Raw genomic sequence first — 12,129 nt, forward strand, 5'->3', positions numbered from 1 at the left:
GCTCATGCTCGTGTCCGTCGATGATCTGCTCAGCCGGGCCGTGAGGCTGTTCGTCACGCGCGAGCCTCTCGGCTTCCCGCACCTGGACCCCGAAAGGCTCGAACAGGAATTCGGGGATGTCGTCGCAGAGCTGCGGCCGAAGCTTGAGGCGCTGCTGACGGAGATGCTGGCGCTGCCCTTCCAGGGCGAGGACCTGGTGGCGGCAACGCGGGCTGCTGAGGCCACCATGAGCGCGCGGCATCCGGAGCTTGGTCCGGATGCCGTCGCCGCGCTCGGCTTCTACTACGGCTACTGCTGGCGATAAGGCCGCATCAGGCGACGTTCGCCTTGGCCTAGAGGCGCGTTCCCGGCAGTTCGTTCCTGACGATCTGGCCGCCCTTCATCACGAAACGCACGTCGGTGAAGGCCGTCAGGTCGTCGGACGTGCCGGGTACGGCGATCAGGTCGGCGAGTTTCCCGGGGGTGACGGAGCCGACGCGGTCCTGCCAACCCATGCACTCGGCGCCGGTGAGCGTGGCCGCGCGCAGCGCCTGAAGCGGCGTCATGCCGTGCTCGCACAGGGTGGCGAGCTGCCGGGTCTGCAGGCCGTGCGGGAATCCCCCGGCGTCCGTGCCGAACCCGATCCGCACGCCGGCCCGGACCGCCTTGGTGAACGCGGTGCGCTGCGCCTCGGTGGCCTCGTCGTTCTTCGCCCGTGTCTCGGCGTCGAAGCCGGCGGTGTCCGCGTGCTCGCGGAGCCAGTCGCTCCACCAGATGTCGGCGGACAGGTAGGTGCCGTGTTCCAGCATGAGGTCGATGCCCTCGTCGTCGAGGTAGCAGCCGTGCTCGATGGAGCGGGCTCCCGCGCGGACCGCCCTCTTGATGCCTTCGGTGCCGTGCGCGTGGACGGCGACGTACGCCCCGTACAGCGCGGCCTCCTCCACCGCGGCGCGGATCTGCGCCTCGGTGAGTTCCGGCGCGCCGGGGACGGTGCCCGTCGCCATCACCGCGCCGGTACCGATGACCTTGATGAGGTCCGCCCCGCCGTGCAGGATCTCCCGGACCCGCTCCCGTACGTCGTCCACGTCCCGCACCGAACCGAAGCGGAACTCCCTGGGCAGGACGATGTCGGGGGCGAGCCCGGTGATCATGCCACCGCCGGTGGAGACCGTGATGTACGCGCCCGCCACGGCCATCCGGGGGCCGGGGACGATGCCCTGGTCGATGGCGTCCCGCAGAGCGGTGTCCACGAACGCCCGGTAGGTTCCGACGTCCCGGACCGTCGTGAAACCGGCGTGCAGGGTGTCACGGGCGTGCACGATCGACTCGAACGCCTGCTGGGCGGCGCTCTGCTTGATCTCCTGGACCGGGTCCCCGCACGCGGCGATGCCGACCAGGTGCGTGTGCAGGTCGATCAGGCCGGGGCAGAGCGTGGCGTCGCCCAGGTCGAGGACCTCGACGCCGTCGGGGACGGGGTCCGTTCCGGGGCGCACGGACCGGATCCGCTCCCCCTCCACGACGACGGTCGGGTCGGGCAGGAACGCGCCCGCCTCGACGTCGACGAGCCGCGCACAGCGCAGTGCGAGTGTCACGCGTCCTCCTCCAACAGGTCTGCCGGGTGTGCGTCAGCGTTCGAGCAGGGCCATGGCCGCGTTGTGCCCGGGAATGCCGCTGACGCCGCCGCCCCGCACCGCACCGGCGCCGCACAGGAACACGTTCGCGTGGGAGGTCTCCACGCCCCAGCGGCCCACGCCGTCCGGTTCGTCGGCGAACGGGAAGGCCAGCGCGCGGTGGAAGATGTTCCCTTGCGGCAGGCGCAGTTCCTTCTCCAGGTCCAGCGGCGTCTTGGCCTCGATGCAGGGCCTGCCGTCCTCGTCGACGGCCAGACAGTCGGCGATCGGCTCGGCGAGGACCGCGTCGAGCTGCTCAAGGGCGCCCTTGAGCAGGGTGTCGCGCGCCCCGTCGTTGTCCTCGGCGAACAGGCGGGCGGGCGCGTGCAGTCCGAACATCGTCAGCGTCTGGTAGCCGCTGCCGGCCAGTTCGGGGCCGAGGATCGTCGGGTCCGTCAGGGAGTGGCAGTAGATCTCCGAGGGCGGCGACGTGGGCAGCGCGCCGGCCGCGGCCTCCCGGTAGGCGGTGGCGAGTTGGCCGTAGCCCTCGGCGATGTGGAAGGTGCCGGCGAACGCCTCGCGGGGGTCGACGGAGGTGTCCCGCAGCCTGGGCAGCCGGCGCAGCAGCATGTTGACCTTGATCTGGGCGCCCTCGGCCCGCTCGGCCGGGGGTTCGCCGAGGAGGCCGGCCAGCGTCTCGGGGGAGGCGTTGACCAGGACGTCGCGTGCCGCCACGGTCGTCTCGCGGTCGCCGTCGCGGTAAGTGACGACGGCGTGCGGCTGGTCGGGGTCGATGCGCAGGACCTCGTGGCCGGTGACGATCTCGGCTCCCGCCGCGCGGGCCGCCCCGGCGAGGGCGTCGGTGAAGGCTCCCATGCCGCCGACCGGGACGTCCCAGTCGCCGGTGCCGCCGCCGATGACGTGGTAGAGGAAGCAGATGTTCTGCGCGAGGGAGGTGTCGTGCGCGTCGGCGAACGTGCCGATGAGGCCGTCGGTCAGCACCACGCCGCGTACGAGGTCGTCGCGGAACCGCTCCTCGATGGTGGCGCCGAGCGGCTGCTCGAAGAGCGTGTGCCAGGCGGTGTCGTCGCCGATCCGCTCACGCAGCCCGGCGCGGCTGGGCAGCGGCTCGGTGAGCGTGGGGAAGACGCTGCGTCCCACGCGCGCGGTCATGTCGTAGAACTCCCGCCACGCCTCGTACTCGGCGTCGGAGCCGGTCAGCTGCCGGAAGGAGGCACGGGTGCGCTCCTCCCCGCCGCCGACGAACAGGCCGGTGTCCCGGCCGTCGCGCGTGGTGGGCGTGTAGGAGGACACGGAGCGCTTGCGGACCGCGAAGCGCAGCCCGAGATCGTCGACGATCTTCGACGGGAGCAGCGAGACGAGGTAGGAGTAGCGGGACAGCCGGGCGTCGAACCCCGCGAAGGCGCGCGTGGACACCGCTGCCCCGCCGGTGACGCCGAGGCGTTCCAGCACGAGCACGGAGCGCCCGGCGCGGGCGAGATAGGCGGCGGCGACGAGTCCGTTGTGACCACCGCCGACGATGACGACGTCGTAGACGTCCTGGGTGACCTTGGATGCTTCAGACATGACACACACCTTGGAAGTTGACTGACTCGCAAGTCAAGAAGAATGAGAGGGGGAAGGACTGGGGGTCTGGGTTTCAGGGTCGCGGCGCCGCCCCGATGCGGCGTTCGCGGGGGGAGGCGGCGGGGACGGCGTCGAGGAGCCGGCGCGTGTAGTCGTGCCGGGGGTCGCGGGTGATCTGCTCCGCGCTGCCGTGCTCGACGACCGTGCCGCGCAGCAGCACGCTCACCTCGTCGCTGATCCGGCGGACCACGTCGAGGTCGTGCGTGATGAACAGGTAGGCCAGCCCGCGACGCCGTTGCAGGTCCAGCAGCAGGTTGAGGATCTGGGCCTGCACGGAGACGTCGAGCGCGGAGGTGGGTTCGTCGCAGACGACGAGTCCGGGGTCGGTGGCCAGGGCGCGCGCGATGCACACCCGCTGGCGCTGCCCGCCGGAGAACCGGTGCGGGTAAGCGTCCTGGTCGACGCCCTCCATGCCGACGGAGTCCAGCAGGTCCCGCACCCGCTCCCGCCCGCCGTCCCCGTACAGTCCGTGGGCGCGCAGCGGTTCCGCGACGACCTCGCCGATCGTCAGGCGCGGGTCGATCGACTCGTAGGGGTCCTGAAAGACCATGCCGACGCTGCGCCGGAACCGCTGCCGGGTGCGGCGGCCGCGGACCGGCTCGCCTTGGAAGTGCACGGTGCCCGCGTCGGCCCGCTCCAGGCCGATGAGGACGCGGGCGAGAGTGGACTTCCCCGACCCGGACTCCCCCACGATGCTGACGGTGCGGCCCTGTTCGATGCGCAGGTCGACCGCGTCCAGCGCGGTGTGCCGGCCGAAGCGCTTGGTGATGCCGGTCGCCTCCAGCAGCGGCACCGGGGTGGGAACGGCGCGGACGTCGCAGGCGGCGGGGACTGCTCCGTTCATGGGGTCTCCTCCAGTCGGTGGCAGGCGGCGGTGTGCTCGTCCGACAGCATGATCGGCTCGGGCAGGTCGGTGCCGCAGCGGGCGTCGGCGTCCGGGCAGCGGGGGTGGAAGGGGCAGCCGGGGGGCGTTCCGCCGACGGGCGGGCTGCCGGTGATGGTGGTGAAGGGGGTCTTGGGTGCCGCGTCCCGGCCGCTGCGGAAGCAGGTGAGCAGTGCCTGGCTGTAGGGGTGGCGGGCGCCTTCGAAGAGGGTGAGCACGTCGGAGTGCTCGACCAGCCGACCGCCGTAGAGCACGGCGACGTGGTCGGCGATCTCGGCGACGACGGAGAGGTCGTGCGTGATCCAGACGACGGTGAGCCCGTACTCCTGCTGGAGCCGGCTGACCAGGCCGAGGATCTCCGCCTGCACGGTGACGTCGAGCGCGGTGGTCGGCTCGTCGGCGATGAGCAGTTGCGGGTGGAAGGCGAGCGCCATGGCGATGATGACGCGCTGGCGCATGCCGCCGGACAGGGCGTGCGGATAGAGCCGGGCGACGCGGTCGGGGTCGGGGATGCCGACGTCGGCCAGGGCCTGCCGGGCGAGCCGGCCGGCCTCGGCCCGGCTCGCGCCGTCCCGTACCTGGTAGACCTCGGCGATCTGGCGGCCCACCCGGACGACGGGGTTGAGGGCGGCGGAGGCGTCCTGGGCGAGGTAGGCGGCGGTGCGGCCGCGGGCCGCGCGCAGTTCCCGCCCGGTGAGCGCGGTCAGTTCGACCTCGCCGACGCGGACGGTGCCGCCGGTGATGCGGGCTCCGGCCGGCAGGATGCGGCCGGCGGCGAGCGCGAGGGTGGACTTGCCGGAGCCGGATTCGCCGACCAGGGCGGTGGTGGTGCCGGCGGGCACGGTGAACGAGACGTCCCGCAGGGCGACGTGTTCGCCGTAGGCGACGGTCAGGCCGTCGATCGTGACGTCGCTGCCCAGACACCGGGCGGTGGCGCTTTGCGTAGGGGCGGTCACAGCGTCTCCGATGCGGCTCGGGGGTCGATGACGGTCCTGATCAGGTCCACCAGTAGGTTGGCCGTCACCACCAGGGTCGCGGCGACGATCACCGTCCCGGTGAGCAGCGGACGGTCGAGGGCGGCGAACGCCTCGGTCTGCATCTGGCCGATGCCCGGCCAGCCGAAGATCGTCTCCACGAAGACGACACCGGACAGGAACACGGCGACGTCCATGCCCAGCAGCGTGGTCACCGGGGAGGCTGTGTTGCGCAGGACGTGCGTGACGACGATGCGCCTGCGGGAGAGTCCCTTGGCGACGGCGGTGCGCACGTAGGCGGAGGAGAGCGCCTCGCGGGTGCTGTCCCGCACCACGTTCGCGTAGTAGGGGGCGCCCAGCAGGCCGAGCGTCAGGGCGGGCAGGACGATCTGCGCGGCCCCGGTCCCGCCGTCGATGGGGAAGAGGGGCAGCTTGTAGCCGAGGGCGAGCAGCAGCAGGAAGCCGAGCGAGAACACCGGCATCGACAGCAGGCCGACGTTGACGGTGGCCAGCAGCCAGCTGCGCCGTGGGCGCAGTGCCTCCCACAGGCCCCACAGTCCGCCGAGGACGACCTCCACCACGAGGGCGGCGCCGGCGAGCGCGGCCGTCGCCGGCAGTCGTTCCAGGATCATCGACAGCACCGGGCGGTCGTGGGAGTAGGAGGTGCCGAGGTCGCCCCGCGCCACGGAGCCGAGGTAGTGCGCCAGTTGGGACCACAGGGGGTCGTCGAGCCGGAGGCGCTCCCTGATCTGGTGCAGCACCTCGGGGCTGGCCTTGGGGCCGGCGATGCTGCGGGCGGGGTCGCCGGGGACGACGTACTGCAGTACGAAGGTCAGCAGCACCACGGCGGTCACGGTGAACGCGCCCAGCAGGATGCGGATGCCTATGCGTCGAGCCATGAGCGTCGCTCCGAGAGAGGATTGCGGCGGTTGAGTCCCTCGGCGATCAGGACGAAGGCCAGGACGGTCGCGATGATGAGCACGAGGGGGACGATCAGGGTGTGCGGGGCGTAGGTCATGCTGTCCGAGCCGTCCGCGAGCATGTTGCCGAGTTCGGGGGTCGGCGGCTGGATGCCGGCGCCGAGGTAGGAGAGCCCGGCGCCGACCACGACGACGGCCGCGCCGTTGAGGGCCGCCACGTTGAGCAGCAGCGTGGACAGGTGCGGGAGGACGTGGCGGCGCAGCGCGGTGTGCCGGCTGACGCCGTGGGCGAGGGCGGCCTCCACGTAGCCGCGGTTGCGCAGCCGTACGGTCTCGCCGTGCACGAGGCGGGCGGTCCAGGCCCAGTACAGGGCGGTCACGACGACGATGATGCCGGTCGTGCCGCGGCCGACGATGCTGGCCAGCGCAAGGCCGGAGAGCACGGTCGGGATGGACAGGAACACGTCGACCAGGCGCATCAGGCACTGCCCGAGCCAGCCCTGGTAGAAGCCGGCGACCAGGCCGACCAGTGCGCCGAGGCCCACGGAGGTGACGTTGGCGACGAGCGCGATGATCAGTGTGGCGCGCAGTCCGTACAAGGAGCGGGCGAGCATGTCGCGGCCGATGGAGTCGGTGCCGAGGAGGTGCCCGCCGCTGCCGACGCCGGCGGGCAGTCCGTTGGCGTCGAGGCTGGCGGTGTGGATCGTGTACGGCGATCCCGCGAGCGGGCCGAGCACGGCGAGCAGCGCCAGCACGCCGAGCAGGCACACGCCCGCGAGCCAGAGGCGTCTGCCCCTCGGTCCGGCGGACCGGACGGAGGCGGGTGCCTGGCCGGGGACGCCGGCCTCGGGCGCGGGCGCGGAGACGGCGGGTTGGGGAGTGACGGGGACGGTGCTCATGCCTTCACCCACAGCCGGTCGTAGTAGGTGCCGGTCTCGCCGCGCATCTGGTAGTTGTGGATCTTCGGGGCGCGGGCGGCCAGGAAGTTCATGTTGCCGATGAAGACGGCGGCGGAGTCCCGCACGAGTTCCTCCTCGGCGCTCGCCAGGTACACGTTGGACGCCTCGATCGTGGGCGCGGTGCGCGCCTTGGCGACGAGGCGGTCCACCCGCTTGTTGGCGTAGCCGGTGTAGTTCTGGGCGGCGTCGGAGGTGAAGCAGGTCGAGGCCAGTTCGATGCCGCTGCCGAGGGTGACGTACATCTGTGTGCCGTAGATGTCGCCCTCGCCCTTGGAGGAGGCGAGGTCGAACGCCGCCTGGCTCATGGCGTTGAGGGTGATCTCCACGCCCACCGCCTCCAGTTGCTGCTGCAGGACCTGGCCCAGCAGCGGCCACGGGTCCCGGGTGCCGTGCATGAATTCGAGGCGGAGCCGGGTGACGCCCGCTTCTCGCAGCAGCGCTTTCGCGCGGTCGGGGTCGTAGGTGTAGGGCTTGGCGGTCCGGGTGTAGTGGACGAGTTTTTCGGGGAAGGGACAGCCCCAGGGTTCGGAGAGGCCGAAGGACAGGCGCATGAGCTGCTCCCGGTCGACGGCCCAGTTCAGGGCCTGCCGTACGCGGACGTCGCGCAGTTCCCGGCGGCGTTTGGTGTTCAGGGTGATCCACTGGGTGCCGAGCACCGGGACGGGCTGCACGTAGCGTTCCCGGGTCGAGGGGTCCGCGGTGAACTTGGCGGCCTGGCTGGCCACCAGGCCCTCGCCGAGGACGTCGACCCGGCCGCCGCCCAGCTGGAGGCTCTGCAGCGGGTAGTCGATGCCCCAGCGGTATTCGAGGGTGTCGATGAGCGGGGTACCGCGCCAGAAGTAGTCGTCGAACGCCCGGAAGACGGCCCGCCGGCGCTTGCTGTCGTACTCGGTGATGCGGAACGGGCCGTTGCCCACCGGGGTGCGGCCGAAGCCGGACCCGAGGCGGCGGATCTCCTCGCCGGGCAGGGCAGCGGTGTACGGCTGGCACAGCAGCGCGGGGAAGAGGACGTCGGGTTCCCTGAGGTGGACGCGCAGGGTGTACGGGTCCAGGGCGCGCAGCCCACGGATCCGCTTGGCCTTCTTGGCGTTGACCGCCTCCGCCCCGTCGATGCCGAAGAGGTAGCTCGCCGCCCAGGACGCCAGCTCCGGGTCCATCAGCCGGGTCCAGGTGTCGACGTAGTCCTGTGCGGTCACGGGCCGGCCGTTGTGGAACTTCACGCCGCGCCGGAGCGGGATGGTGTAGACCCGGCGGTCGGCCGATATGTGGGGCATCCGCGCGGCCGCGTGCGGGGCGGGGCCGTCGAACTGCCGGGCGTACTGGTAGAGCGGGGCGTACAGGACCGTGGAGATCGCTTCCCAGCTGTGCAGGTCCCAGCCCACGGCCGGGTCGTACGACTGGGCCTCGTTCGACCAGGCCGTGACGACCGTGCCGTGGCGCCGGGCGCCCGCAGGATCGCCGGGCCCAGGGGCCCAGGCGGAGACGTCGGCGAGCGGGCCGGGGCGGGCGGCCGTGGCCGCCCCCGTGCAGCCGCTGAGCATGAGAGCGGCGGTGCCGCCGGTGCCGGCGATCAGCACGTGCCGCCGGCTGGGATGGGGTGGTGGGCCGGCCATCGGAGTCCTCTCGGGTAGCTGCCGTGGCGAGGGACGGCGGGCCGGCTCGGGGCGCCGCCCTTGTCGCGTCACCATTGGATGGTCTTCGTTTCCAGGAAGTGGTGCAGACCGTGCGCGCCGAGCTCGCGTCCGATGCCCGACTGCTTGTAACCGCCGGTAGGGGCACGGACGTTGAACTCCCCGTCGTTCACCGTGACCAGGCCGGTCCTGATCCGGCGGGCGAACCGTTCGGCGCGGGCCCGGTCGGCGCACCACACCGCTCCGGCCAGGCCGTAGATCGAGTCGTTGGCGATGCGGACGGCATCCTCCTCGTCCCGGTAGCGCATCAGGCACACCACCGGTCCGAAGATCTCCGCGCGGGCGATGGCCATGTCCCCGGTGACGTCGGCGAAGACGGTGGGCAGCACCCAGTGGCCGTCCGCGAGTTCGCGCGGGACGTCTCCGGGCGTGGCCCTGCCGCCGGTGACCAGGCGGGCGCCCTCCGCGGTGCCGCGGTCGATGTGGGCCAGCACGCTGTCGAACTGCGCGGCCGTCGCGACGGGCCCGATGTGGTTGCCGGGCAGGGCGGGGTCGCCCAGCCGCCAGTTCCGGGCCTCGCGCTCGGCCAGGCGCACCACCTCGTCGTACAGCGCGTCGGGGACGAGCACCCGGGAACAGGACGTGCAGGTCTGCCCCGTGTTGTAGAAGACGTCGGCGAGGGCGAGCCGTACCGCCTCGTCGAGGCCGGTGACCTCGGGCCCGTCCGGCTCGTCGGCGAGGATGACCCGGGCCGACTTGCCGCCGAGTTCCAGGCCCACGCTCTTGACGGTGCCGGCGGCCGCCGCGGCGACGGCGCGGCCGGCCTCGGTGGACCCGGTGAAGGACACCGCGTCGACGCCGGGGGCCGAGACCAGGGCGGCGCCGACTGTTCCGCCGCTCCCGCTGACCAGGTTGAACACTCCTGGCGGTGCCCCCACCTCCGCACTCGCCTCGGCGACGACCTCGGCGAGGAGGAAGGCGTTCAGCGGGGCGTCGCCGCTCGGCTTGAGGACCACGGTGCAGCCCGCGGCGAGGGCGGCGGCCACCTTGGCCGCGATGAGGTACAGCGGGTAGTTCCAGGGGGTGATGGCGGCTACGACGCCGACCGGTTCCTGGACCACCTGCGAGGTGCCGATGCGTTCCTCCCACACGTGGCCGTCGAGGATCTCGGCGTACGAGGTGAACACCTCGGCCGCGAGGCGGGTCTGCGTGGCGAGGGCGTTGTCGACCGGGGCGCCCATCTCGGCGCTGATCAGCCGGGCGAAGTCCGTCTCCCGGCTCGTGATGCCGGCGGCGATCGCGGTGAGGAGGGCCCGGCGGTCGGCGACGCCGGCGGCCGCCCAGGCGGGGAACGCCGCCCGGGCCGCGTCCACGGCGGCGGACACGTCGGCCGCGTCGCCCTGCGGCACCCGGCCCACGACACCGCGGCCGGCGGGGTCGAGGACGGCGCTGCGCGGGCCGTCGGGACCGGCGGCGGGATCCCGCCACGCGCCGCCGATCCAGAAAGTCTGTCGGTCCGTGTCGAAGCGGCTTCTGCTGGGGGACATGGCCGGAAAGCCCATGGTCGTGCTCCTTCATGGGGCGGCTGCTGGGGCGCGCGGCGGCGAGTGGTGGGACCTCGCGTTGACTGGTTTGGAACGGTAGGTCGCTACTGATCCGTGAGTCAATAGAATGGTCTCTAACTGATTCATGAATCAGCTTCCGGTTCGCGCACGGCCAGCCGGTAGGGGGTGCACGGCCACCCGTACGGGGGCTCGCAGCCAGTCTTGCCGGATGGGTGAGGGTTGCGGACCAGGGTTTTTCCCTTGGGGTGACCCAGCCGATGGTGCGGGGCTTCGGCCCGCTCGGGCAGACCAACAGGCAGCGCGGCTCGCGAGGAGCCGGCGTCGGGCACAGTCGGAGACCGCCAGCCGATTCCGCCGGGCCCCCTCGCCCGGCGCCCGCTTCATCGGCTCCCCCGCTCGCAGGAGTTGACGTGTTCACACTGTTCAGGACCAGGAAAAGGGCCAGGAGAAAGGTCGCGGCCGTCGGCCTCGTCGCGGCGTCCGGACTCGGACTGCTGATCGCGAACTTCGCGGGCACGGACTCCGCCAACGCCGCCGAGACCCACTCGGGCGTCGCCACCCACTTCGACGGGGTGGCACCGGACGGCGGCGGATGCGGCATCCCGCCCGCGCAGATCGAGAGCACGAACTTCGTCGCCCTCAACGTGTGGAACACTCCGGGCAAGTTCGCGGCCGACCTGCCGCGCCCGGTGCCGGCCGACCGCGCCGACATCAAGGGGGACTGGGACAACGGCCTCAACTGCGGACGCTGGGTGCGGATCAAGCTGAGCGCCTTCTGCAGCGTCCCCAACACCGGGGCGCCCGGCGCCGGCATCTGCAAGGGCGGCACCTGGAAGCCGGACGACGTCAACGGGGCGACCCTGGACGCCGTCGTCACCGACAGTTGCGGCGACGGCAACGAGTGGTGCCGATCCAGCAAGGACCACCTGGACCTCTCCACCTCCTCCCTGTCGCAGTTCACCCTCGACGGCAAGCAGCTGGGCGATTTGGAGAAGGCGGGAAAGTGGAACAACCGGGAGATCGACTGGTCGTTCATCCCCGCCCCCGGCTACTCCGGCGACATCAAGATCGGTTTCGCCCGCGGGGCCAAGAAGGACTACTCCCCCGTCCTGATCACACACCTGCCCAACGGCATCCACGGGGTGGAGTACTTCGACGGCAGCGCCTGGAAACAGGGCAACATGACCGGTGACAACGGGCAGCGGTACGAGATCCAGCCGGACTCCGCCGCCGGCGGCCACTACCGGATCCGGGTGACGGACGCGGACGACAAGCCGCTGAACGGCGGCCGCGAGTACTCCTTCGCCCTGCCGGACGGCTGCGCGCCGTGCTCGAACGTCTACACCGGGGTGGACTACACCACGAGCGGCGGCGGCACGGGCGGCGCACCGGCCGCTCCGTCCGCCGGCTCCTCCGGTTCCGGTTCCGGCTCCCCCTCCGCCCCTAGCCCCAGCGCCAGCGCCAGCGCCACGGCGAACGGAACTCCCCCCGCCGCCGCGCCGGCCCCCACACCCCAGGCGGCCGGTGCCACAGGGTGCAGCGCCGACATGAAGATCACCAAGTCGTGGCCCGGCGGCTTCACGGCCGACGTCACCGTGCACAACGGCGGCGCCGCCGTCCGGGGCTGGAAGACGTCATGGACCTGGCCGGACGGGCTGACGGTCTCGGACAGCTGGCGCACCGTCCTGTCCCGGTCGGGAAACACCGTGACCGCGTCGAATGCCCCGTACAACGGCGCCCTGGCCGCCTCGGCGAGCACCACCTTCGGTATGACGGTGCGCGGACAGGCGCCGGCGTCGCTGCCGTCCCCGTCCTGTGCGCCCACGGGCTGACACGGGCCCGCGGACGGGCGCCGCGGAACCCGGGCTGGACGTGTCCGGGTTCCGCCTGGCCGCCGTCGCCCTCTCATGCGCCGGAACGCCCGCCTACCTGCTGTGGGTCGGGTTCAGAGTGGGACGGCT

General features: G+C 72.1%; 10 protein-coding genes. 2 read left to right on the forward strand and 8 right to left on the reverse strand.

Annotated features, from left to right (window positions below; translation table 11 throughout):
- The first annotated feature begins 10 nt into the window (after positions 1 to 10).
- Positions 11 to 304 carry a hypothetical protein gene (locus ABZ854_RS34195; protein WP_361219055.1) on the forward strand — a complete coding sequence of 98 codons (294 nt, stop codon included), beginning with the start codon at positions 11 to 13 and terminating at the stop codon, positions 302 to 304.
- A 28-nt stretch (positions 305 to 332) separates the two neighbouring features.
- Here the strand turns inward: ABZ854_RS34195 and ABZ854_RS34200 are convergent, their stop codons facing one another.
- The 8 genes from ABZ854_RS34200 to ABZ854_RS34235 form a co-directional block, all read right to left on the reverse strand.
- Entirely contained in the window at positions 333 to 1,571 is a 1,239-nt protein-coding gene (locus ABZ854_RS34200; RefSeq protein ID WP_361219058.1) for an amidohydrolase family protein, read from the reverse strand.
- Positions 1,572 to 1,604: 33 nt separating this feature from the next.
- Positions 1,605 to 3,176 carry an NAD(P)/FAD-dependent oxidoreductase gene (locus ABZ854_RS34205; protein WP_361219061.1) on the reverse strand — a complete coding sequence of 524 codons (1,572 nt, stop codon included), beginning with the start codon at positions 3,174 to 3,176 and terminating at the stop codon, positions 1,605 to 1,607.
- 73 nt (positions 3,177 to 3,249) lie between these two features.
- Entirely contained in the window at positions 3,250 to 4,080 is an 831-nt protein-coding gene (locus ABZ854_RS34210) for an ATP-binding cassette domain-containing protein (RefSeq protein WP_361219064.1), read from the reverse strand.
- Positions 4,077 to 5,075 (reverse strand): ABC transporter ATP-binding protein, encoded by a 999-nt coding sequence (locus ABZ854_RS34215; protein WP_361219067.1) that lies wholly within the window; start codon positions 5,073 to 5,075, stop codon positions 4,077 to 4,079. Before ABZ854_RS34215 ends, ABZ854_RS34210 begins: the two co-directional genes overlap by 4 nt.
- Positions 5,072 to 5,992 (reverse strand): ABC transporter permease, encoded by a 921-nt coding sequence (locus ABZ854_RS34220; RefSeq protein WP_361219070.1) that lies wholly within the window; start codon positions 5,990 to 5,992, stop codon positions 5,072 to 5,074. The genes ABZ854_RS34215 and ABZ854_RS34220 overlap by 4 nt, the downstream gene beginning before the upstream one ends.
- Positions 5,977 to 6,912, reverse strand: a complete 936-nt coding sequence (locus ABZ854_RS34225) for an ABC transporter permease (RefSeq protein ID WP_361219073.1) — start codon at positions 6,910 to 6,912, stop codon at positions 5,977 to 5,979. Before ABZ854_RS34225 ends, ABZ854_RS34220 begins: the two co-directional genes overlap by 16 nt.
- Entirely contained in the window at positions 6,909 to 8,585 is a 1,677-nt protein-coding gene (locus ABZ854_RS34230) for an ABC transporter substrate-binding protein (protein ID WP_361219076.1), read from the reverse strand. Before ABZ854_RS34230 ends, ABZ854_RS34225 begins: the two co-directional genes overlap by 4 nt.
- Positions 8,586 to 8,653: 68 nt before the next feature.
- Positions 8,654 to 10,165, reverse strand: a complete 1,512-nt coding sequence (locus ABZ854_RS34235; RefSeq protein WP_361219079.1) for an aldehyde dehydrogenase family protein — start codon at positions 10,163 to 10,165, stop codon at positions 8,654 to 8,656.
- A gap of 413 nt (positions 10,166 to 10,578) precedes the next feature.
- On the opposite strand from ABZ854_RS34235, the gene ABZ854_RS34240 reads away from it, so the two are divergent.
- Complete coding sequence (locus ABZ854_RS34240; RefSeq protein WP_361219082.1) at positions 10,579 to 12,000, forward strand: cellulose binding domain-containing protein; 1,422 nt, start codon at positions 10,579 to 10,581, stop codon at positions 11,998 to 12,000.
- Positions 12,001 to 12,129: the final 129 nt, after the last annotated feature.

The organism is Streptomyces sp. NPDC047028 (assembly GCF_040644095.1).
Lineage (GTDB): Bacteria > Actinomycetota > Actinomycetes > Streptomycetales > Streptomycetaceae > Streptomyces.